This is a genomic window from Massilia sp. DWR3-1-1 (assembly GCF_049898325.1).
Lineage (GTDB): Bacteria > Pseudomonadota > Gammaproteobacteria > Burkholderiales > Burkholderiaceae_D > JAFCUW01.
On record NZ_JAFCXL010000010.1, the window covers coordinates 196,850 to 218,523 of the forward strand.

The following is a 21,674-nucleotide window of genomic DNA, read 5'->3' on the forward strand; positions in this document are numbered from 1 at the left end:
TTAAATCTTCAAGACATCGTTGCGCTCGGGCTTGCTTTGTAACTTCGGTTGCCGTTTGCGATGGATGAACTTTATAGCGTCGGTCTGTTGGCGAACATAAGATTAGCAGTCGCCCCTGTGTAGGTAGCAAACAGACAGCCTTGTAAGTCTAGTCCTACTGGGGGAAAGGGCGCTATGTGTGGTGTTTAACCTAATTATTTGCCTTTTTTGCCAGAAAAACAGGCACCCAACATGGGTTTGGTGATGTCAAAATGCTCTTTTTTGACGAAATTCGAGGGGGCCGGTCCGCCCGTTTCAGGCAAAACGGCCTCGTTTGGCCTGGTCCATCGTCAAATTTGTTGGCAGAAAGTGTTTCGCGCGCTGGTCTGACGCCGTGGTGGCGCTTGGGAAGCCGCTTGAATTGCCGCATAATACTTTTTTCGCGCTTTCGTCCCCCTCGCCATGCACGCTCCCCTTGCCATCCTGCTGGTCGAAGACGACGCCGTGCTGGCCGACGGCATCAGTCGCATGCTCGAGGCGCAGGCCATCCACGTCGACCTGGTGGCCGACGGCTTGCTGGCCGACCAACTGCTCCAGCACAGCGCGGCGAGCGTGGCGGTGATCGATATCGGCCTGCCCGGCATCGACGGCTTCGAAGTGGTGCGGCGCCTGCGCCAGCGTGGCAGCGCCATGCCGGTCTTGCTGCTGACGGCGCGCGACGCGGTGGAAGACCGCGTGCGCGGGCTGGAAACGGGCGCCGATGACTACCTCGTCAAACCGTTCGCCGGCGCCGAACTGGTGGCGCGCATCCGCGCACTGGCGCGCCGCAGCAGCCCGCGGCCGGCCCTGCTGGGCGCGGGCCGGCTCAGCCTCGACCTCGACACCCGCCGCGCCCGGGTCGGCGAGCGCGTGATCGAGCTGTCGGTGCGCGAATGGGCGGTGCTCGAATTCCTGTTGCAGCACGGCGGACGGGTGGTGTCGAAACAGCAGATCATCGACGCCATCGCGCCATGGGCGGAGGAGCTGACCCTCAACGCCGTCGAAGTGTATGTGTCGCGCCTGCGCCTGAAGCTGCAGGACGCCGGCGTGGCGATCCGCACCATCCGCGGCTTCGGCTACATGCTCGAAGCGGCCGCCACGCCATGACCAGCATCCGGGTCCGCCTGCTGACCTGGTTGATAGGCCCGATCCTGCTGCTCAACCTGGCCAGCGCCAGCCTGATCTATCTGCTGGCGTGGGGCCCCGTCCAGCAGGCCTTCGACCGCGCCCTGGTCGATGCGGCCGCCTCGCTGGCGGCGCGGGTGGGCGCCGACGGCGCGCTCGAACTGCCCGCGCGGGCCGAACGCGCCTTGCGCAGCAGTACCGGCGACACCACGTATTTTGCCGTGCGCGACCGCCACGCCCGCCTGCTGGCGGGCGACGCCGACCTGCGCGTGCGCTTCGACAACGGCGCCGCCCTGGTCGATGGCCAGGTGCGCGGCGCCGCCGTGCGGGTGGCCAGCGAGCTGACGGAAGCGGGCGGCACCGTGGCGGTGGCGCGCACCATCGCCGCCCGCAGCCAGCAGGGCGCCACCGTGCGCGTGCTGCTCTTGCTCGAAGCGCTATTTACCTCGGTGCTGGCGGGCCTGATCTGGTTTGCCGTCACCCGCGGCCTGCTGCCGCTGGACCGCCTGCGCGCCGACCTGGACGCGCGCGACTGGGCCGACATGGCGCCGCTGGCGGCGCGCGCGGCGCCGGTCGAACTGGCGCCCGTGGTGGGCGCATTCGACAACCTGCTGGCCCGCCTGCAGGCCGGCACCCGTGCCCAGCAAGAGTTCCTGGCCAACGTGGCGCACCAGTTGCGCACCCCGCTGGCCGGCGTCAAGCTGCAGCTCGAATGGCTGGCCACGCGCCACCGGGACGACGCCGACAGCGTCAAGTCGCTGCGCCTGATGCTGCTGTCGAACGAGCGCATGATCCGCCAGACCAACCAGTTGCTTTCGCTGGCCAGGGCCGAACCGAGCCGCTTCGAAAAAAACCGCCTCGAGCCGATCGACCTGGCGACCCAGGTGGGCGCATCGATCCAGCATGTCGTCGACCAGGCGCTGGTCCGCCGCATCGACCTGGGCTTCGAGTTGCAGGCCGTGCTGATCGCCGGCGACCCCTTCCTGTTGCGCGACCTGGTCGACAACCTGATCGACAACGCCTTGCGCTATACCCCGGCCGACGGCGCCGTCACCGTGCGCTGCCTGCGTGAGCGTGGCGAGGGGGCCGGCGGCGCCGGCGTGGCGCTGCTGGAAGTGGAAGACTCCGGTCCCGGCGTGCCTGCTGCCGAGCGCGAGCGGGTGTTCAGCCGCTTTGTCCGCCTGGCCGAGCACACCAGCGGCAGCGGCCTGGGGCTGGCGATCGTGCGCGACATCGCCCTCGCGCATGGCGCCCGGGTGACGGTGACGAGCGCGCGCAGCGGCCAGGGGGCCCTGTTCCAGGTCCGCTTTCCCCTCGCGATAGTTGGCCCATCGCAATAAAATCGCTGTTGTCAGCAGTTTGTCAGTATTTCTTCAGGGTAATGTCAGCTTGCCCTAGTATTCTCTCTAGGAAACTCCCGTCATCACGGCGGGCTCGACCTCAGAGGACATCATGCAACGACAGCAAACCGGCCTGACCCTGATCGAGGTGCTCGTCACCCTCGCCATCGTGGGCATCCTCTCCGCGATTGCCTTGCCGAACTACCGCGACTACGTCACCCGCGGCCGGCTGGCCGAGGCGTTTTCGGGGCTGGCGACGGTGCAGCCGAACGCCGAGCAGTTCTGGGCCAACACGCGCAGCTTTGCCGCCTTCGACGGCGCCACGGTGTTCCCCGCCGACACGCCGAATTTTACCTATGCGCTGTCGGGCGCCACCGCGGCCGCCTATGTCGTCACCGCCACCGGGCGCGGCCCCGTGGACGGCTTCGCGTTCACCATCGATCAGCAGGGCAACCGCGTGACCACGGCGGCGCCGGACGGCTGGACCGCCAACGCCACCTGCTGGACCGATCGGCGGAGCGGCGCATGTTCTCAATAGCATCCGCGCGCGGGCAGGGCTTCACCCTGGTCGAAATGATGGTGGTGGTGGCCATCCTGGGGGCCCTGATGGGACTGGGCGTTCCGTCCCTGAGCGGCTGGATGATGGCCAACAAGGCCGCCTCCGCCAACGAGTTCTACATGGAAGGGTTTCGCGCCGCCCGCCTGCAGGCGATCGGTCACAACACCGCCAGTCGCATCGTGCTGTCGGCCAACCAGAGCTCCGGCCAGATGGACTGGCAGGTCGACATCTGCTTTCCCACCGCCGCCGCCGCCTGCACGGCGGTGAGCGCGAACTGGTCGACGCCGCAGGCGGCGGCGGCCAACGACCCCGATCCGGGGGTGAAATACAAGTCGCTGCGGCGCTCGGCCGACGTGCTGCCGTCGACCACGGTGATCGCCCCGAGCCTGTTGCCGGCCGGCGCCTATACCATCTACTACACGTCGCTGGGCTGGGTCGACACCAGCTTTGCCAACCGCCTGACCCGCTTGCAGCTCGATCCCTTGCCGGCCTACGCCGCGCAACTGCCCACCATCGCCATCGCCATCACCCTGGCCGGCATGCCGACGCGCTGCGATGTCGGCGTGGCCGTCACCGATTCGCGCGGGTGCCCGCCATGAGGCCCCGGTCCACCATGGCAGCCGTGGCGCCCATGCGGCGCGCGCCCGTCGCGCCGCGCCGGCCGCAGGACGGCGTGGCCCTGCTCGAAGCGCTCATCGCCACCCTCATCCTGGCCATCGGCCTGCTGGGCGCCATTGGCATGCAGGCGCGCGCCTACTCGGCGCTGTCGGACGCGAGCATGCGCGCCGAGGCCACCATCGCCAGCGAACGCTTGCTGGGCCTGATGGCGATCGACCAGCCCAACCTGTCCCTGTATGCCTATGCCGGCAGCGGCACCGTCAACGCCAAGCTCGCCGGCTGGCTCAGCGACACGCGCGCCGCCATTCCCGGCGCCAGCGTCACGGTGGTGGTGGCGCCGGTGGCGTCCACCAGCCGTAGCCAGATCAACATCGCCATCGGCTGGCAACGCAAGCAGGGTTCGCTGGCCAGCGTGCACGCCGTCACGTCCTACATCGCCAACTCCAAATGAAGATCTCGCCCCCTCCCGCCACGCGCCGCGCCGCGGCCGGCTTTTCCCTCGTCGAGTTGCTCGTGAGCGTGGTGATCGGCTTGCTGGCGCTGGGCTTTGCCACCCGCATGGTGGTCAGCAGCGAGACCAGCAAGCAGGCCGCCACCGGCGGCGCCGATGCCATGCAAAACGGCGTGGTGGCCCTGTTTTCCATCGAACGCGAACTGGCCCAGGCAGGCTGGGGCCTGAACGATCCCCTGGTGGCTGGTTGCGATACGCGGTTTTACGACTCCGGCAATTACGCCCTGCTCAGCGCGGCGCGCGGGGCCGGCACCGTCACCCCGCTCGCTTCGGTGGTGATCGAGTCGAACACGGGCGCCTCGGACCGGCTCTCGATCAATGCCGGCAGCTCCTACAGCAGCACCGGCATGGCGCTGGTGGCGAACAACTACCTGGCCACTGCGGGCGCGATCGACATCGACCGCGCGCCCTACGGTTTCAACGGCACCAGCACGGTGATCGCCGGCGGCGACGTCATCGTGGTGGCGCCCGAGACCTTCGGCAGCGGGCGCTGCTCGATGGCGATGGTGTCGCAGGTGGTGGCGCCGGCGGCGCCGGGGCAAAACCAGTTGTTCATCGCCAGCGGCGGCAACAACCGTTATAACAGCGGCAACCTGACCATCGCCTACACCAGCCTGCAGGCGCGCTTGTTCAACCTGGGTCCGGCGGCGAACCTGTCGTTCCACACCTGGTCGAGCAGCCAGGGCTTTCTCAAATTACGCGCCACCAACCTGGCCGGCGCCAGTGCGGCCCCGGCCACGGTCACCGACAACATCGTCGCCCTCAAGGCCCAGTACGGGCTCGATCAGCGCGCCGGCGCCGCGTTCACGCCCGAACTGGGCATGCAGGTGTCGAACTGGTCCGGCACCATGCTCGACGCGGACGGTGACGGCACGGCCGGCAGCGCCGGCGACTACAGCCGCATCGCCGCCGTGCGCATCGCCGTGGTGGCACGCAGCCGCAACCCGGAAAAGCCGTCCGCCGCGACCGGCCTGTGCACGGCCACCACCACCGCCCCGACCGTCTTTGGCGGGGTGGCGGTGACGCTGGCGGTGACGGGCGACAGCGTGCCCTGGCAGTGCTACCGCTATCGCGTGTTCGAGTCCATGGTACCGATTCGCAATTCAGGCTGGAGGCCCACCGCATCATGAACAACCATGCTCCCCGCCGCCGGCCGGCCCGCCAGCAGGGCGTCGCCCTGCCGGTGATGCTGATCGTGCTGACCATCATGCTCCTGAGCGGCGCCTACCTGCTCAAGTCCAGCAACAGTTCGACCATCACGGCCACCAACCTGGCCTACCAGTCGACCCTGAACCGGGCCAACGACCTCGCCTTGATGCAAGGCTCCGAGTGGCTCAGCAGCACCTGGACGGGCAACCGGGCCACGCTCGATCTGGACAATGCCGGCGCCGGCTACGTCGCCACGCTCGACACCACCCAGACCGTGCGTTCGGCCGGCTTTTGGGTGGGCAAGAAAACCATCACCGACAGCAATGGCTTGTCCATCGAGTACGTGATTCACCGCCTGTGTTCGCGCGCGCTGGCCTACAACGACCCGGTCAACCAGTGCATGCAGACCACGGCCAACGTCAACACGCTGGGCACCACGGTGGCGCTGGGCGCGAGCCTGTCGTCGACGTCGGTGCAACTGGCAGGCAACCCGCAACTGCACTACATCATCACCGCGCGCATCTACGGCCCGCGCGGCGGCAACGTGATCAGCCAGCTGGCCGTGCTGATGGGCGTGTGAGCCCGCGCCGCTGGCGCTGGCCTGGCAACACCGGATAACCTCGATTGGAACGACCATGAAGCTGCCTTCCCGTATTTGCAAGCTGGCCGCGGCCGCGCTGGGCGCCTGCGCCTTGCTGGGCGCGCCCGCGCAGGCATCGCAAACGAACATCGCCCAGGTGCCGCTGTTAAATATCACGGGCACCGGCACCGTCAAGCCCAACTTGATGCTGCTGTTCGACAATTCGGGCTCGATGGACAACCCGTATTTGCCCGATTCGGCCGGCAGCGGCGCCCTGCAGTGCCGTGGCAAGGTGGCCCTGCGCGACGCCACCACGGCCAATCCGAACATGGTCTGCTCGGCTGGCCAACCGCCGTTCATGAGTACCGATTACAACCGCATCTATTACAATCCCGCCATCCGCTACCAGGCGCCGATCAAGTTCGACGGCAGCAGCTATGCCGACATGGTCAGTCCCTGGACCGCCGTGCCCATCGATGGCTTCGGCAGCAAGGCCGTCGACCTGGAGGAGACCAGCGGCCTGGCCAAGACCGCCACCACCAACCTGATTACCGGTTTTCCCGACATCAAGTGGTGCGACAGTAGCAGCAACACCAACAATTGCCGGCGCAACACCGCCACCTACACCTATCCGGACGCGGTGTTCATGTACCCCACGGTGGTGTACGGCAAGCCGTATTACTACAATATCGGCGTGGCCCAGTACTGTTCCGATGCCAATCTGACCGACTGCGTCTCCACCACCGTGGGCGCGGCGGCGCCGGATGGCTATCCGTATCCCGTCAAGGTGCGCTGGTGCGACACGGTCAACCTGAACAACTGCCAGGCCAAGCAAGTGGCGGCGTTCAAGTACCCGTCGTTTTCCAAGCCGCTGGGCTCACGCGTGGCCTACGGCTTCATCACGATCGCCGCGTCGGCCACCGCCACGGCACTGAAAATTACCAGCGTCACGGTGGCCGAGCCCGTCACCAAGTCCACCATCACCGCCATCAGCGGCACCACCACCATTTCCGCCCCCACCGGCACCGACACGGCCCTGAAACAGCAGACCGTCGCCAGCCTGGTGGCCTCGGCCATCATGACGCGCACCGGCACGCCCACCCTGTACTGGGCCTGCGTGAACCAGCCGCTGGGCACGAACAATGTTTCGCCGTGCTCGGCCTACGGCATCGACGGCCTGGCCAATAATCAGGTGGCCATCATTCCCCTCGATTGCACCAACACCAGCAGCAAGGCGACCAGCAACTGCTCGCCCGCGCTCGACGCCGCCAATGCCGGCTGGGGCATCGAAATGCTCACTGAAATCGGCACCGTCAGCAACGCCGTGGCGTATGTGCCGCCGACCGCGCTGATCAGCGTCGTCGGCACGCTCGGCAACAGCAGCAGCAACAAGCTCGCCAGCGTCAGCTGGAACAGCCAGACCCTGGCCAGCAATATTGCGCTGGCCAGCAAGGCGACCGCCAGCGCCGTGGTGACCTCGATCGTCAGCGCCGTCAATGCCAGGACCGGCATCACCGGCATTGCCGCCTACGCTGGCGGCAACACGGTCACCCCGGTCTGCGCGGGCAAGGCCAGCACCTTCGTCTGCCTGGTCAAGAACGGCGCCAGCACCAACCTGGACACGCCCTCGACGGGCACGCTGACGGGCTCGGGCATGTCGTTCACGCCGACCCCCGGTGCCGGCTATACGGCGGCGGCGGCCAAGGTCGAAGACCGGATTCCGCAGCAATTGGGGAGCATCACCGGTGGCTCAATGCCGGCCAGTACGTTTGCCCGCGTCGACATCGTCTCGACCAACAACAGCTACCCGCGTGGCGCCAACCGCAGCGACTGCGCCGGCAGCATCAGCTGCACCTACGCCGAAGAAATGACCAACTTCGCCAACTGGTACGCCTATTACAAGACGCGCATCCAGATGACCAAGACGGCGGTGGGGCTGGCCTTCGCCCCCGTGTCGGACAATTACCGCGTGGGCTTCGTGAAAATGTCCAACGCGGGCGCGTCGAAAGCGATCGACATCAAGCCGGCCCCGTTTGACAGCACCGCCCGCCAGGCCTGGTACAAAGCGTTCTATGACACCGTCACCAGTGGTTCGACGCCCACCCGCGCCGCCCTCGACAGCGTGGGCAAGATGTTCGCCAATATTTACCCGTACGACTACGCCAGCGGTGAAGAGGTGGTGAGATTCCCCTGCCAGCAGAACTTTGTGCTGCTCACCACGGACGGCTACTGGAACCTGGGCTTTAACACGGGCGCCACCGGCAGCGCGGACAGCACCGAGAGCGCCGCCCGCTTTTGCACCGCGGCGCGCGGCTGCGTCGACAAGCGCGTGCAGACCAACCCCTCGCTGGCCGATGTCGCCCTGTACTGGTACAACGGCGGCAGCAATACCGGCACGGTGTCGCTGCGTCCTGCCATCGACGACGTCACCAAGCCGGGCCTGGTGCCGGGCGCGGCCGGTGAAAATACCCACTTGCACGTCAATACCTTCACCCTCGGGCTGGGCATCGACGGCGTGATGAACTACGAAGACAATTACGACACCGCGCCGAAAGTGGGCGGCGACTTCTACAATCTGCTCACCGGCGCCACCACCGGCTGCCCGTGGAACGGCGGCGGCGCTTACGTCTGGCCCGATCCGCAGTCGGGCACCGCTGCCAACAGCACCGCCTCGGTGCAGGAGCGGGTCGACGACCTGTGGCACGCGGCCGTCAACGGCCATGGCAAATACTTCAGCGCCAACGAGCCGAGCGCGGTGCAAAGCGGCCTGTCGCAGGCGATCGCCGCCATTTCCGTGCGGGTGGGAGCGGCGGCGGCGGCGGCCACCTCGACGCCGAATATTTCGCAGCAGGACAACGATATCTTCTCGGCCATTTTCGTCACGGGACGCTGGTACGGCGAGATGTCGGACAAAAAAATCGACATCATCACCGGCAAAGTGGGCACCACGGCGCTGTGGAATACCAGCGACCGGGTCGGCCTGAAGGTCGACGCCAGCACGGACACGCGCACCATCAAGATGCTCGACACTGCCACCAACACGCTCAAGGATTTCAGCTTCGGCACCTTGACCGATACGGAAAAAGCCTGGTTCGCCAACAAGTGCAGCGTTCTGCCCCAGTGCGCGCTGCTGTCGGCGGCCGACAAGGCGAAACTGAACAGCTCGGAAAACGTGGTCAACTGGCTGCGTGGCCAGCAGCAGCACGCCGATGACCAGGTCATGCGCGCGTACACCAAGACCACGCCGACCGGCACCGGCACGCCCGTGCCGATCGTGCTGGGCGATATCGCCTCGTCCAAGCCGGCCTTCGTGCGCACGCCCATGAAATCGTACCCGCTGGCCGGCTACAGCGACTTCAAGATTGCCAAGGCCAGCCGCGCCGCCACCGTCTACACCGCCGCCAACGATGGCATGCTGCACGCGTTTTCCGCCGCCACCGGCGACGAACTGTGGGCCTACGCGCCGCGCATCACCATGCAAAAACTGTACAAGCTGGCCAGCATCAACTACAGCACCAATCACCTGTTCACCACCGACGGTTCGCCCGAAGTGTCCGACGTGCAGATCGGCGGCGCCTGGAAAACCGTGCTGGTGGCGGGCCTGAACGGCGGCGGGCGCGGTTACTACGCGCTCGACGTGACCGATCCGGCCAACCCGGTGGCGCTGTGGGAGCTGTGCGCCGATGCGACCATCTGCAGCAAGAACGACGCCGACATCGGCCTGACCTTCGGCAACCCGCAGTTTGGCTACTGGCAGGGCAAGTGGGTGGTGTTCCTCACTTCTGGCTACAACAATGTGTCGGGCGTCGATAACGTCGCCGCCGGCGCCAGCGGGCACGGCTTCCTGTACATCGTCGATGTCGCCAACGGCACCGTGCTGAAAAAAATCGACACCACGCCGCTCGCCGCCGCCACCACCGGCACCCCGTCGGGGCTGGCGAAAATCACCTCGATCAGCAGCAATCCCTTCACCGATCCCGTCACCACGTATGTGTATGGCGGCGACAACCAGGGCCAGTTGTGGCGCTTCGATCTGACCTCGGCCAGCCCCGGCGTGGTCGGCGTGATCAAGCTTGGTGACGCCGGCGTGAGCCAGCCCATCACCAGCCGTCCCGAGGTCACCCAGTGCCTGGTGACCGACACGGTCGATGGCGTGAGCACCCAGCGGGTCCAGCGGGTGGTGCTGTTCGGGACCGGGCGCCTGCTCGATGTGTCCGACAGCACGGACATGTCGAACCAGACCCTGTACGCGCTGCGCGACACGGGCAGCGCGATCGCCAACATCCGCAGCGCCTCGATGGTGCGGCAAGCGCTCAGCACCGTCGGATCGAGCAACAACATCGCCACCTACGGCGTCACCAACCGCAAGGTCGACCTGGCCACCCAGGATGGCTGGTACATCGACTTCGACATCAACCAGGGCGAGCGCATCAATCTCGACCCGCAGGTGGTGGCCGGCGGCGTCAACGTCGTCACCAACACGCCCACCTCGTCGTCGTCGTGTTCGGTGGGCGGCTCGAGCAATGTCTACCAGTTCGCCGTCTGCAGCGGCGCCGCCGTCACGGCCGGCACGCCCACCATGCCGGGCCAGGACGACACCGTCACGGTGGCCGGCGGCACGCTGTCGGCCAGTTCGGCGGCGGTCGGCTTCATCATCGTGCGCCTGCCTTCGGGCAGCATCAAGATGATCACCACCTTCGCCGACGGCCGCAACGACACGGGCAACGTCACGCCGCCCGCCTCGCTCAGTTCGCGCAAGGTGGGCTGGCGCGGCCTGAACGGCGAATAAGACCTTGCCGCCGGCAGCGCCCGCTCAGGGCGGCGCTCTGTTGAAGGCGGTGATGGTCTGGGTGAGCACGCTGCCGTCGGCGCCGCTCAGTTGCAGCTGCACCGGGTACCAGGACAGCGCCGGCGCCAGCCACACATCGAGCCGGCCGGCCGCATGCGCGGCTGTGGCCGGGCGCTGGCGCAGGTGCACGGTGAGCACGGGCCCCAGCGCCGTTTGCAGGGTTTCCTCCCCCATGTTCTCGAAGCGCACCCGGGCGGCGCCGTCGGCGCCCGCCACCAGCAGGTCGGCGCCGCCGGCCAGTTGGGCGGGGTCGGCCAGGCCGACGCCCGCCAGGCGCATCAGCATGGCGGCGCGATCCTGGATGTCGCCGCTGACGGCGACCGTGCTGCCCGAGCGGGCGAAGCTGGCCCGTGCCGCCGACCAGTCGAAGCTGACGGCGTCGGCGCCGTCGGCGCCGCGCACCTCGAGCGGCGCGAAGCCGCTGTCGGTGAAGCTGCCGCGCGAGTCGAGCACCCCCATGACGCCGTTGTCACCCGATAGCAGCAACTGGTAGCCATGTTCAAAGGTGCGCCATTCGAGCGCGGCGGCGCCACCGCTGCGCACGGCGCCGCCGCTGGCGATCGTCACCGCGTAGGACAGGTAGGCGGGCGGCGGCGTTTCCACGGCCGGCCGGCCGCCCACGCGCGGCAGGCTGGCCGCGCCGTCGCCGGCGCCGATGTCCCAGCGCGCCAGGCCGGAAGGGCCGGCCGGCGTCGCCAGGGCCGCTGGCGCTGGCGTGTCCGGCGGCGCCTGCGGCGAGCGTTGCATCGCCGAGCGGGCCTGCGCCGGTGGGCGCGCCGCCGCAGCCACCACGGCGGGCGCTGGCGCCTGCGCCGCGGCGCCCGGCTTGAGCTGCACCGTCAGGGTTGGCAGCGACGGCGGCGGGCGCGGCTTGGCGCGCCCCAGCACGCCCAGCACCAGCAGATGCAACGTCACCGAGGCTGCGCCCAGCAACAGCAAGGGACGCTCGCGCGCGAGCACGCGGCGCCAGGCGGGCAGGTGCGTCATGGGGCGGGCGCGGCGCGGCCGCGGGGACCGAGGCTGGGACAGGGGAGGAGCCGGTTCATGGCGCTAGTGTAGCCGGTTTGGGGCGGCCGGCCAGGCATGGCCGCCATCGGCAATTACCCAGGAGCGGCGCAACAGGGTAAAATCGAGGGTTTTTCGCCATCCGACTTTCGAGCGTCCCCACCATGTCCCAACCATCCGTCCCCGCGAACGCCAACCCGTCCGCCGATCCCGCCACCCTCGACACCGAGGAGAGCGGCGCCAGCATCGCCAAGCCGGCCGCCGTGATCGCCCGCGAGGTCGAGCGCCGCCGCACGTTCGGCATCATTTCCCACCCCGATGCCGGTAAAACCACGCTGACCGAAAAGCTACTGCTGTTTTCGGGCGCGATCCAGATGGCCGGCACCGTCAAGGCGCGCAAAAGCGGCCGCCATGCCACCTCGGACTGGATGGAAATCGAGAAGCAGCGCGGCATTTCAGTGGCCAGCTCGGTGATGCAGTTCGAGTTTCGCGACCACGTCATCAATCTGCTCGACACCCCCGGCCACCAGGACTTCTCGGAAGACACCTACCGCGTGCTTACCGCGGTCGATTCGGCCCTGATGGTGATCGATGCGGCCAAGGGTGTCGAGGCGCAGACCATCAAGCTGCTGGCGGTATGCCGCATGCGCAATACGCCGATCGTCACGTTCATGAACAAGATGGACCGGGAAACGCGCGATCCCCTCGAACTGCTCGACGAACTCGAATCGGTGCTCAAGATCGAGTGCGCGCCGGTCACCTGGCCGATCGGCATGGGCAAGAATTTTCGCGGCGTGTACCACCTGCTGCGCGACGAGATCATGCTGTTCAAGGCGGGCGAGGAAAAGGCCGATGGCGCCTTCGAGATCGTCAAGGGGATCGACAATCCGCGCCTGTCCGAGATGTTCCCGCTCGAGATCGAGCAGCTGAAAATGGAAGTCGAGCTGGTCCACGGCGCCTCCCACCCGTTCGACCTCGAGCGTTTCCTGGCCGGCATCCAGACCCCGGTGTTCTTCGGTTCGGCGATCAACAACTTCGGCGTGCGCGAGATTTTATCGGCGCTGGTCGACTGGGCGCCGCCGCCGCTGGCGCGCGACGCCTCGGTGCGCGTGGTCGAGCCGACCGAGCCGCGTTTCACCGGTTTCGTCTTTAAAATCCAGGCCAATATGGACCCGGCCCACCGCGACCGCATCGCCTTCCTGCGCGTGTGCTCGGGCCGTTTCGAGCGCGGCATGAAGGTCAAGCACCTGCGCCTGGGGCGCGAGATCAAGGTGTCGTCGGTGGTGACGTTCATGGCCTCCTCGCGCGAGCAGGTGGAAGAAGCGTACGCGGGCGACATCATCGGTTTGCCCAACCACGGCAACATGCAGATCGGCGACAGCTTTTCCGAAGGCGAAATGCTGGCCTTCACGGGCATCCCGTACTTCGCCCCCGATTTTTTCCGCTCGGTGCGCATCCGCAATCCGCTCAAAATCAAGCAGTTGCACAAGGGCTTGCAGCAGCTGGGCGAGGAGGGCGCGGTGCAGGTGTTCAAGCCCGTGCAGGGCGCCGACCTGATCCTGGGCGCGGTCGGCGTGCTGCAGTTCGAGGTGGTGGCCAGCCGCCTGCTCAACGAGTACGGCGTCGATGCCGTGTTCGACGGCACCAGCATCAGCAGCGCGCGCTGGGTCAGCGGCGACGACAAGCGGGTGCTGGCCGACTTCGAAGATGCGCTGGGCCACAACGTCGCCTACGACGCCGCCGGCAACCTGGCCTACCTGGCCACCTCGAACGTCAATCTGCGCCTGACCGAAGAGCGCTGGCCGAAGCTGAAGTTCCACGCCACGCGCGAGCACGCAGCCAGGCTGTCGTGATCGACCCGGGGACCGCCGCGGCGGTCCCCGCTTTCAGGTTTTTGGCGTCGCCAGCAGCCAGGCGTCGAGCGCCGATCCCAGCCAGCACACGATCATCACCGCCGAGGCCAGGTTGGCCAGGGTGGTGTTGCCGCTCGACTGCTCGATCTGCGCCGCCAGCGCGGCCGGGTCGAGCGCGCCGCTGCCGGCAAGGACCTGGGCGACGATCTTGTTGGCCTCATCGACGGCCTGATTGACCACGTAGGCCGCCGCCAGCAGCGCCGGCAGCAGGAAGGCAAGGCCGCGCAGGCGGCGCTTCAGGTAGACATGGCCCGCCCCTGGAAATACCAGAAGTGACAACAAGACGGCAACGGTCGATTTCTTCATTCCACATTCCAGTGTGTGTTTGCTGCGTGCCTGCTGCCGTCATTTGCGGTAGCGCAAATCTCGGCGACGGCGAGCAGGTAAATTGGGCGGTGCGTTTGGGCAACATGACGAACACCGGCTGGCGGTCCGCAGCACTTGGCGTGTCCCGCGCAGCTCGCGTCATCATACCCGGCGCTGCCCCATACCGTCGTCCCAGGAGAGTGCCATGCTGTCGAAACTACGCATCGGTCCCAAGCTGCTGCTGGCGCCCTGCGCCGTGTTGTTCCTGCTGATCGTGGTGTCCTGCGGGGCCTATTATGCGATGGTGCGCCAGAACGATTCGCTCGGCACCATCGTCGAGCAGCGCGCGGTGCGCCTGCGCGACGCGGCGGCGCTGGTGCATTCGGCGCAGCGCGCCCACACCGATGTCTACCAGTTGCTGACCTGGCTGGGCGCCAGCTTCGCCGAAAAACGCCTGGCCGAGCTGCTGGCGGTGATCGACCGCGATCAGGCCGACACCGGCCTGCGCCTGCGCCGGCTGGCCCGCGACACCGCCGCCGGCGGCGTGCGGGGCGCCGAGTTGCGCATGGTCGAGCAGGCCGCCAGCGCCCACGCGGTGTATCTGAAGGCGGTGGCCGACGTGATCGACCTGGCGCGCGCCGACGCCTCCACCAGCGCCAGCGCGATGTCGAAGGCCGAGCGCGCCTTCGACACCGTGGCGGCGCGGCTGGCCGAGTTGTCGGCCTACGAGCAGCAATTGAGCGAACAGGCGGCGCGCCGTGCGGCGGGCGACTTTGCCACCATGTCGACGCTGATGCCGCTGGCGGTGCTGCTGTCGATCGCGCTGTCGCTGGCCATTACCATGGCGGTGCGGCGCGCCTTGCTGCGCGAGGTGACCGATATCGGCGACGCCGCCATCGACCTGGCCAGCGGCAACCTCTTGGTGCCGCAGCGCGACTACGGTGTCGATGAAATCTCCGCCACGTCGCGGGTGTTGGATACCAGCATCCGCAACCTCAACGCCACCCTCAAAGGCATCCTCGCGTCGGCCCGCTCGATCGACAGCGCCTCGCGCCAGATGGCCATCGGTAACGCCGACCTGTCGCACCGCACGCTGGCGCAGGCGCACGCGCTGCTGCATACGGCCAGTTCGGTCGAAGAGATCGGCGCGGTGCTGAGCCGGACCGCCAGCAGCGCCCAGGCGGCGGCGCGGCTGACGGTGGACGCGACCTCGGTCGCCAGCCGCGGCAGCGATGTCGTCGATCACCTGCTCGGCACCATGGGCACGATTCGCCATGGCGCCCGCCAGGCCAGCGCGCTGGCCGATCGCATCGACGGCATCGCCAGCCAGGCTGGCATGCTGGCGCTGAACGCGGCCGTCGCCGCCGGCAGCGTCGAGCGCGACGCCAGCACCTTTGCCGCCGTCGCGCTCGAAGTGCGCATGCTGGTCCAGCAGTCGGCCCAGTCCGCGCGCGAGATTGGCGAACTGATGCGCCACGCCGTGGCCGACATCGACGGCGGCAGCGCCAGCGCCAGCGAGGCGGGCGACAGCATTGCCCACATGGCGCGCCAGGTGGGGCAGGTGGGCGACATCATCAAATCGATCAGTCACGCCAGCGTGGAGCAGGCCAGCGGCATCCTCGAAGTGAGTGAGGCGATCGTGCAGATGGACCAGATGACCCAGCAAAATTCCTCGCTGGTGACGGAAGCGGCGCGCGCCGCCGCCGACCTGCAGCGCCAGGCGGTGGGGCTGGCGAAAGCGGTGGCTGGCTTCAACCTCGATGAGGCGGCCCTGCTGTCGCTGCCGCCGAGAGGCGCGGACGGCAGCGGACGCAAGGCGCATTTGCGCCTGGCCTCGAGCCGGCTGTAGCACCGCCACGCGGGCGTCAACGTAAAAATCCCCGCTTTTGGCGGGGATTTTTCAGTCGATCAAGCCGGGCAACGCCAGCAATTTACGGCTGCTCGATCACTCGTAGTCACTGATCGGCGCGCAGCCGCAGAACAGATTGCGGTCGCCATAGACGTTGTCGGCACGGCCCACCGGCGGCCAGTACTTCTTGCGGCGCAGCGAAGCGACGGGAAAGGCCGCCTGTTCGCGCGTGTACTGGTGCTGCCAGTCGTCGGCCATGACCACTTCGGCCGTGTGCGGCGCGCCCTTCAGGGGGTTGTCGAGGCGGTCGAATTCGCCCCGCTCGACCTTGACGATCTCGGCGTGGATGGCGATCATCGCTTCGATGAAACGGTCGATCTCCACTTTCGATTCGCTCTCGGTCGGCTCGATCATCAAGGTGCCCGGCACGGGGAAGCTCATGGTCGGCGCATGAAAACCGAAGTCCATCAGGCGCTTGGCGACGTCTTCGTTGCTGATGCCGGTGGCGTCCTGCAGGGGGCGCAGGTCGATGATGCACTCGTGCGCCACCAGGCCGTCGTGACCGGCGTACAGCACCGGGTAATGCGGCGCCAGGCGACGGGCGATGTAGTTGGCGGCGAGGATCGCCGTCTCGGTCGCGTTGGTCAGGCCCTGGCCGCCCATCATGGCGATGTACATCCACGAGATCGGCAGGATCGACGCCGAGCCGTACGGCGCCGCGCTGACCGCGCCGATGCCGGCGTCGTCGCGGCTGTAGCCGGACGAGCGCTGGTTGGGCAGGAACCTGGCCAGGTGGGCGCCAACGCCGATCGGGCCGACGCCGGGGCCGCCGCCGCCGTGCGGGATGCAGAAGGTTTTATGCAGGTTCAGGTGCGAGACGTCGCCGCCGAAACTGCCGGGCGCGGCCACGCCGACCAGCGCGTTCATGTTGGCGCCGTCGATGTAGACCTGGCCGCCGTGCGAATGGACGATCTCGCACAGTTCGGCGATGCCTTCCTCGAACACGCCGTGGGTCGACGGGTAGGTCACCATCACGCAGGCCAGGTTGGCCGCGTGCTTCTCCGCCTTGGCGCGCAGGTCGGCCAGGTCGACGTTGCCGGAGTCGTCGCAGGCGGTGACGACCACCTGCATGCCGACCATATTGGCCGAGGCGGGGTTGGTGCCGTGCGCTGACGACGGAATCAGGCAGATGTTGCGATGGCCGTCGCCGCGCGACTCATGGTAGGCCTTGATCACCAGCAGGCCCGCGTACTCGCCCTGCGAGCCGGCGTTCGGCTGCAGCGAGACGGCGGCGTAGCCGGTCAGGGCGCACAGCATGGCTTCGAGCTGGTCGATCATTTCGCGGTAGCCGATGGTCTGGTCGTTGGGCGCGAACGGGTGGATGTTGGAGAACTCGGGCCAGGTCACGGGAATCATCTCGGAGGTGGCATTGAGTTTCATGGTGCACGAGCCCAGCGGAATCATGGTGCGGTCCAGTGCCAGGTCCTTGTCGGCCAGGGCGCGCAGGTAGCGCAGCATTTCGTGCTCGGCGTGGTAGCGCGAGAACGTCGGGTGGGCCAGGTAGGCGCTGGTGCGCGACAGTGCGGCCGGGAAGGCGTCGCCGCCATCGGCGTCGAAATCGGGCGCATCGCTGACGCCGAAAATCGTGCACAGCAGGACGATGTCGTCGCGCGTGATGGTTTCGTCGAGCGTCAGGCCGACCTGGGTGGCGTCGATGCGGCGCAGGTTGACACCGGCGGCGACGGCGGCGGCGTGGATCGCCTCGGCGTCGTCGACGTTGACGGTGAGCGTATCGAAGTAGCTCTGGTTGGCCAGGCTGAAGCCGGCGCCCTTCAGGCTCGCCGCCAGGATGGCGGTGAAGCGGTGGGTGCGCTGGGCGATCTGCTTCAAGCCTTGCGGGCCGTGGTAGACCGCGTACATCGAGGCCATCACTGCCAGCAGCACCTGGGCGGTGCAGATGTTGGAGGTGGCTTTTTCGCGGCGGATGTGCTGCTCGCGCGTTTGCAGGGCCAGCCGATAGGCCATGTTGCCCTGGGCGTCGATGGTCACGCCCACCAAGCGCCCTGGCATGCTGCGCTTGAATTCGTCACGGGTGGCCAGAAAGCCCGCGTGCGGGCCGCCGAAACCGAGCGGTACGCCGAAGCGCTGGCTGTTGCCGACGACAACGTCGGCGCCCCATTCGCCCGGTGGCGTCAGTACCGTCAGCGCCAGCAGGTCGGCGGCGACGATCACCATGGCGCCGGCGCCATGCAGGCGCTCGACGGCGGCGCGGTAGTCGCGCACTTCGCCGTTCACGCCAGGGTACTGCAGCAGCACGCCAAAGCAGCTCTCGTCGAGCGTAGCGACATCGGCGGCGGCCACGCTGCGCACTTCGATGCCCAGCGGCCGGGCGCGCGTTTCCACCACTTCGCGCGTTTGCGGCAGCACGTCGTCGGCGACGTAGAACACGGTCGACTTCGATTTGCCCACGCGCAGGATCAGCGTCATCGCTTCGGCGGCGGCGGTGCCTTCGTCGAGCATCGACGAGTTGGCGATGCCCATGCCGGTCAGGTCGGTGACGGTTTGCTGGAAGTTGAGGATCGCCTCCAGGCGGCCCTGCGAGATCTCCGGCTGGTACGGCGTGTAGGCGGTGTACCAGGCGGGGTTTTCAAAGATGTTGCGCAACACCACCGGCGGAGTGAAAGTGTTGGCGTAGCCCTGGCCGATCAGCGACTTCATGACCTTGTTCTTGCCGGCGATGCCCTTGAGCTTGGCCAGCGCGGCCTGTTCCGTCATCGGTTCGTAGAATTCGCCCAGCGCCAATTGGCTCTTGTTGCGGATGTTCTCCGGCACGATGGCGTCGATCAGGGCGGCGCGCGAGGCGTAGCCCAGCACGGCCAGCATGGCCTGTTCTTCTTGGGCGGTGGGGCCGATATGGCGCGCGATGAAGGCGTCGCGCGATTCGAGTTGGGTCAGGCTGGAGCGGGTCATGGTAGGGGCCAAATAAATGCTGGCCGGCGGCGCGTTTCGATGAACGCAGCAACGACGCCGCTGGCCGGGGTCATGAAGAGAAGGGACGGCACGGGCGCATGCGCCCGTTGGCAGGACAATCGACCGGCAAGCTTAGTCGGCGGTTTTCTGGCCGTAGGCACCGGCGTCGAGCAGGCCGTCGATGGCGCTGGCGTCGCTCGGCTTGAGCTTGAACAGCCAGGCGGCGTAGGCGTCGGCGTTGATCGATTCGGGCGCGTCGGCCACTGCCTGGTTGATTTCCGTGACTTCGCCCGACAGCGGCGCGTAGATGTCGCTGGCGGCCTTGACCGACTCCACCACGGCGGCGTCGTCGCCGGCGGTGAAGCTCTTGCCGACGGCCGGCAATTCGACGAACACGATGTCGCCGAGCGCATCCTGGGCGTACTCGGTGATGCCGACGGTGACGGTGCCGTCAGCTTCGGCGCGCACCCATTCGTGGGACTCGGTGTATTTCAGATCGGCAGGGATGTTCATGTGGGCTCCAAAAAGGGCGATACAGGGATGGTGGAAGGGGTGACGCTGTGCCGGCTCAGGCAGCGAGGATTTTACCGTTTCGCACGAACGGCAGCTTGACCACCGAAGCGGCGAGCTGCTTGTCGCGGATGGCCACCTTGACGGTGTCGCCGACGGCGACGTCCATCGGCACGCGCGCCAGGGCGATCGCCTGCTCCATGGTGGGGCTGAAGGTGCCGCTGGTGATTTCGCCGACGCTGCCCGAGGCGGCGATGACTTGCTGGTGGGCGCGCAGCACGCCGCCTTTTTCGCGCAGGATCAGGCCGACGAACTGGAAGCGCTGGCCCATCGCCAACAAGGCTGCCTTGCCGATGAAATCGCGCTCGGAGACCAGGTCGATGGTCCAGGCCAGGCCGGCGTCGAGCGGGTTGACGGTGTCGTCCATGTCCTGGCCGTACAGATTCATGCCCGCTTCCAGGCGCAAGGTGTCGCGCGCGCCCAGCCCGGCCGGCTTGACGCCCACCGCCAGCAGGGCGTCCCACGCCGCTTGCGCCTGCGAGGCGGGGAAGGCCAGCTCGAAGCCGTCCTCGCCCGTGTAGCCGGTGCGCGCCACCATCACCTGGCCGAACGGCGTGTCGTCGATGATGGCGGCGTTGAACGGTTTCATCGCTTCGCCGGCCGCCTGCGCGCCGGGCAGCACCTGGTAGACCTTGGCGCGGGCGTTCGGGCCCTGCACGGCGATCAGGGCCATGGTGTTGTCGAGGGCGCCATCGCGGCGCTGGCTGATGTGCAGGGCGCTGCCGGTGGCGGCGTTTTGCGCCTCGATCCAGGCGATGTCCTTGACGGCGGTGCCGGCGTTGACCACCAGGCGGAACCAGTCTTCACGGAAGAAGTAGACGATCAGGTCGTCGATGACGAAGCCGGACTCGTTCAACATGCACGAGTACAGGGCCTTGCCGGCCACTTGCAGCTTGTCGACGTTATTGGCCAGCAGGCCGCGCAGGAAAGGGCGCGCATTGGCGCCTTCGATATCGACGACGCACATGTGCGAGACGTCGAACATGCCGGCATCGCGCCGCACGGCGTGGTGCTCTTCGATCTGCGAGCCGTAATTGACCGGCATGTCCCAGCCGCCGAAGTCGACCATCTTGGCGCCAGCGGCGCGGTGTGCGGAATTGAGCGGGGTGGAAGAGAGCGTCATGAAATCCTCGGACAGATAAAGCATTGGGGGCCGTCGCCACACGCGGCAGACATTCTGCCTGCGGCTGGCGCGCCCCTCTGTCCTTGGTACCTGAGAGATAGCGGAGCGTGCTCCGCCTGCCCCTTCGGTGGGCCGCCGGCGTGTGCCGCGGCCGCTCTCCAGAGTGTGGCCGGCGCTGTGCGCGCGGCCCTTGAGCGGTCCTTTTGCCTGAGAGTTTTTGGGTGATGCCCCTTCGGCGGCAGCTGCGCTGCGCTCTCCCGATCAAGACTTCGCACAATAGCAAAATCCCCGACGAAAGTAAAATATTTCACGCGAAAGAGAACGGCTGGCGGCGCCAGCGCGATGCATTTTTTCTGGTGGGAAACACGCGCACAAATGGGGCATGGGGCAAGATTTCTTGGGCTCTATTTGCTAGAATGTTTGATCCCCTTTGCGAAGCGAACTCCCATGAGCGAAGAACATTCCCAACAGAAAAGTGAGGCCTGGTTCACCCTGTCCGGCGACGTCAACAGCGACATGGTGCACCGGGTGTTCGAGGCGGTGGCCGCGATGACGGAAGACGGCCTCGACGTTGCCCACGTGCTGGTGCAGTCGAACGGCGGTTATGTCAGCGATGGCTTGTGCCTGTATAACTTTCTGGCCAATTCGCCCGTCGAGTTCATCATGTACAACGGTGGCGCCGTCGCCTCGATCGCCGTCATCGTCTACCTGGCGGGCAGTCGCCGCTACGCCAGCGACACCGCCCGCTTCATGGTGCATAAATCGCATGCAACCGCTTCGCCCGGCGCGCGCCCGGATGCCCTCAACATCATCGTCGAAGGTCTGCGCGCCGACGACGCCCGCACCGAGGCGATTCTGCGCAAGCATATCGAACTGGCGCCGGCGCAGTGGGCGATTCACCAATATTCCGATTTGCACCTGAACGCGCGCGATGCGCGGCTGGCGGGGATGATCGATGAGGTGGGCGATTTCCGGCCGCCGAAGGGCGCGCGGCTCAGTAATATATAAGCAGATGGGGCGCCGTCGAGAAGCAGATGAGCGCGACCCGCCTCACGTTAAAACTCTTCCCAGTCGTCGGCCACCGCTTCGCGCGGCGCGGCGGCGGCGCTGCCGCCCCGGGCCGCCCTGGCGCGTGGCGCGCGCGCCGGCGCGCCGGCCGGGGCCGGGGTCGGGGCGGCGCGCCGGGCCG

At 67.2% G+C, this 21,674-nt stretch carries 16 protein-coding genes and 2 riboswitches; of the genes, 11 read left to right on the forward strand and 5 right to left on the reverse strand.

The window, feature by feature from the left end; genetic code table 11:
* Positions 1-441: 441 nt before the first annotated feature.
* The 8 genes from ACP7EY_RS12965 (at position 442) to ACP7EY_RS13000 (ending at position 10,689) form a co-directional block, all read left to right on the forward strand.
* The gene (locus tag ACP7EY_RS12965) at positions 442-1,125 is read left to right on the forward strand and encodes a response regulator transcription factor (protein WP_426194126.1); all 684 of its coding nucleotides are present in this window, start codon (positions 442-444) and stop codon (positions 1,123-1,125) included.
* On the forward strand, positions 1,122-2,483 hold the full coding sequence (locus ACP7EY_RS12970; RefSeq protein WP_426194128.1) for an ATP-binding protein: 1,362 nt from the start codon (positions 1,122-1,124) through the stop codon (positions 2,481-2,483). The genes ACP7EY_RS12965 and ACP7EY_RS12970 overlap by 4 nt, the downstream gene beginning before the upstream one ends.
* Before the next feature lie 112 nt (positions 2,484-2,595).
* Positions 2,596-3,021, forward strand: a complete 426-nt coding sequence (locus tag ACP7EY_RS12975; RefSeq protein ID WP_426194130.1) for a type IV pilin protein — start codon at positions 2,596-2,598, stop codon at positions 3,019-3,021.
* Positions 3,009-3,641 carry a pilus assembly FimT family protein gene (locus tag ACP7EY_RS12980; protein WP_426194132.1) on the forward strand — a complete coding sequence of 211 codons (633 nt, stop codon included), beginning with the start codon at positions 3,009-3,011 and terminating at the stop codon, positions 3,639-3,641. The genes ACP7EY_RS12975 and ACP7EY_RS12980 overlap by 13 nt, the downstream gene beginning before the upstream one ends.
* Positions 3,638-4,111, forward strand: a complete 474-nt coding sequence (locus ACP7EY_RS12985) for a type IV pilus modification PilV family protein (protein WP_426194134.1) — start codon at positions 3,638-3,640, stop codon at positions 4,109-4,111. Before ACP7EY_RS12980 ends, ACP7EY_RS12985 begins: the two co-directional genes overlap by 4 nt.
* The gene (locus ACP7EY_RS12990; RefSeq protein ID WP_426194136.1) at positions 4,108-5,301 is read left to right on the forward strand and encodes a PilW family protein; all 1,194 of its coding nucleotides are present in this window, start codon (positions 4,108-4,110) and stop codon (positions 5,299-5,301) included. The genes ACP7EY_RS12985 and ACP7EY_RS12990 overlap by 4 nt, the downstream gene beginning before the upstream one ends.
* Positions 5,298-5,900, forward strand: a complete 603-nt coding sequence (locus ACP7EY_RS12995; protein ID WP_426194138.1) for a pilus assembly PilX family protein — start codon at positions 5,298-5,300, stop codon at positions 5,898-5,900. Before ACP7EY_RS12990 ends, ACP7EY_RS12995 begins: the two co-directional genes overlap by 4 nt.
* A gap of 55 nt (positions 5,901-5,955) precedes the next feature.
* Positions 5,956-10,689, forward strand: coding sequence for a pilus assembly protein (locus ACP7EY_RS13000; protein WP_426194140.1), 4,734 nt, complete (start codon positions 5,956-5,958; stop codon positions 10,687-10,689).
* A 24-nt stretch (positions 10,690-10,713) separates the two neighbouring features.
* Here ACP7EY_RS13000 and ACP7EY_RS13005 read toward each other — a convergent pair whose 3' ends face one another.
* Positions 10,714-11,736 (reverse strand): DUF3108 domain-containing protein, encoded by a 1,023-nt coding sequence (locus ACP7EY_RS13005; RefSeq protein WP_426194142.1) that lies wholly within the window; start codon positions 11,734-11,736, stop codon positions 10,714-10,716.
* A 182-nt stretch (positions 11,737-11,918) separates the two neighbouring features.
* On the opposite strand from ACP7EY_RS13005, the gene ACP7EY_RS13010 reads away from it, so the two are divergent.
* A complete protein-coding gene (locus ACP7EY_RS13010; protein ID WP_426194144.1) occupies positions 11,919-13,607 on the forward strand; it encodes a peptide chain release factor 3 in 1,689 nt (562 codons plus the stop codon).
* A 33-nt stretch (positions 13,608-13,640) separates the two neighbouring features.
* Here the strand turns inward: ACP7EY_RS13010 and ACP7EY_RS13015 are convergent, their stop codons facing one another.
* Positions 13,641-13,973 carry a hypothetical protein gene (locus ACP7EY_RS13015; protein ID WP_426194146.1) on the reverse strand — a complete coding sequence of 111 codons (333 nt, stop codon included), beginning with the start codon at positions 13,971-13,973 and terminating at the stop codon, positions 13,641-13,643.
* 205 nt (positions 13,974-14,178) lie between these two features.
* On the opposite strand from ACP7EY_RS13015, the gene ACP7EY_RS13020 reads away from it, so the two are divergent.
* A complete protein-coding gene (locus tag ACP7EY_RS13020; protein WP_426194148.1) occupies positions 14,179-15,822 on the forward strand; it encodes a methyl-accepting chemotaxis protein in 1,644 nt (547 codons plus the stop codon).
* Between the two features lie 96 nt (positions 15,823-15,918).
* On the opposite strand, the gene gcvP is transcribed toward ACP7EY_RS13020, so the two are convergent.
* The 3 genes from gcvP to gcvT all read right to left on the reverse strand — a co-directional run bounded on the left by gcvP (position 15,919) and on the right by gcvT (position 20,485).
* Positions 15,919-18,792 (reverse strand): aminomethyl-transferring glycine dehydrogenase, encoded by a 2,874-nt coding sequence (gcvP, locus tag ACP7EY_RS13025; protein WP_426194150.1) that lies wholly within the window; start codon positions 18,790-18,792, stop codon positions 15,919-15,921.
* A 132-nt stretch (positions 18,793-18,924) separates the two neighbouring features.
* Positions 18,925-19,305: a glycine cleavage system protein GcvH gene (gcvH, locus tag ACP7EY_RS13030; RefSeq protein ID WP_426194152.1), complete on the reverse strand. Its 381-nt coding sequence runs from the start codon at positions 19,303-19,305 to the stop codon at positions 18,925-18,927.
* A gap of 55 nt (positions 19,306-19,360) precedes the next feature.
* On the reverse strand, positions 19,361-20,485 hold the full coding sequence (gene gcvT / locus ACP7EY_RS13035; protein ID WP_426194154.1) for a glycine cleavage system aminomethyltransferase GcvT: 1,125 nt from the start codon (positions 20,483-20,485) through the stop codon (positions 19,361-19,363).
* 67 nt (positions 20,486-20,552) lie between these two features.
* Positions 20,553-20,657: riboswitch (glycine riboswitch) on the reverse strand.
* Positions 20,658-20,670: 13 nt separating this feature from the next.
* A riboswitch (glycine riboswitch) is annotated at positions 20,671-20,755 on the reverse strand.
* A gap of 177 nt (positions 20,756-20,932) precedes the next feature.
* Here gcvT and ACP7EY_RS13040 point away from each other — a divergent pair.
* Positions 20,933-21,493, forward strand: a complete 561-nt coding sequence (locus ACP7EY_RS13040) for an ATP-dependent Clp protease proteolytic subunit (protein WP_426194156.1) — start codon at positions 20,933-20,935, stop codon at positions 21,491-21,493.
* Positions 21,494-21,674: the final 181 nt, after the last annotated feature.

Coding starts and splice junctions, on each gene's coding strand:
- gcvH (WP_426194152.1), bottom strand. CDS start 19,305: ATGAACATCCCTGCCGATCTGAAATACACCGAGTCCCACGAATGGGTG.
- ACP7EY_RS12965 (WP_426194126.1), top strand. CDS start 442: ATGCACGCTCCCCTTGCCATCCTGCTGGTCGAAGACGACGCCGTGCTG.
- ACP7EY_RS13010 (WP_426194144.1), top strand. CDS start 11,919: ATGTCCCAACCATCCGTCCCCGCGAACGCCAACCCGTCCGCCGATCCC.
- ACP7EY_RS12980 (WP_426194132.1), top strand. CDS start 3,009: ATGTTCTCAATAGCATCCGCGCGCGGGCAGGGCTTCACCCTGGTCGAA.
- ACP7EY_RS13040 (WP_426194156.1), top strand. CDS start 20,933: ATGAGCGAAGAACATTCCCAACAGAAAAGTGAGGCCTGGTTCACCCTG.
- ACP7EY_RS12985 (WP_426194134.1), top strand. CDS start 3,638: ATGAGGCCCCGGTCCACCATGGCAGCCGTGGCGCCCATGCGGCGCGCG.
- ACP7EY_RS12990 (WP_426194136.1), top strand. CDS start 4,108: ATGAAGATCTCGCCCCCTCCCGCCACGCGCCGCGCCGCGGCCGGCTTT.
- ACP7EY_RS13000 (WP_426194140.1), top strand. CDS start 5,956: ATGAAGCTGCCTTCCCGTATTTGCAAGCTGGCCGCGGCCGCGCTGGGC.
- ACP7EY_RS13005 (WP_426194142.1), bottom strand. CDS start 11,736: ATGACGCACCTGCCCGCCTGGCGCCGCGTGCTCGCGCGCGAGCGTCCC.
- gcvP (WP_426194150.1), bottom strand. CDS start 18,792: ATGACCCGCTCCAGCCTGACCCAACTCGAATCGCGCGACGCCTTCATC.
- ACP7EY_RS13020 (WP_426194148.1), top strand. CDS start 14,179: ATGCTGTCGAAACTACGCATCGGTCCCAAGCTGCTGCTGGCGCCCTGC.
- ACP7EY_RS12970 (WP_426194128.1), top strand. CDS start 1,122: ATGACCAGCATCCGGGTCCGCCTGCTGACCTGGTTGATAGGCCCGATC.
- gcvT (WP_426194154.1), bottom strand. CDS start 20,485: ATGACGCTCTCTTCCACCCCGCTCAATTCCGCACACCGCGCCGCTGGC.
- ACP7EY_RS12995 (WP_426194138.1), top strand. CDS start 5,298: ATGAACAACCATGCTCCCCGCCGCCGGCCGGCCCGCCAGCAGGGCGTC.
- ACP7EY_RS12975 (WP_426194130.1), top strand. CDS start 2,596: ATGCAACGACAGCAAACCGGCCTGACCCTGATCGAGGTGCTCGTCACC.
- ACP7EY_RS13015 (WP_426194146.1), bottom strand. CDS start 13,973: ATGAAGAAATCGACCGTTGCCGTCTTGTTGTCACTTCTGGTATTTCCA.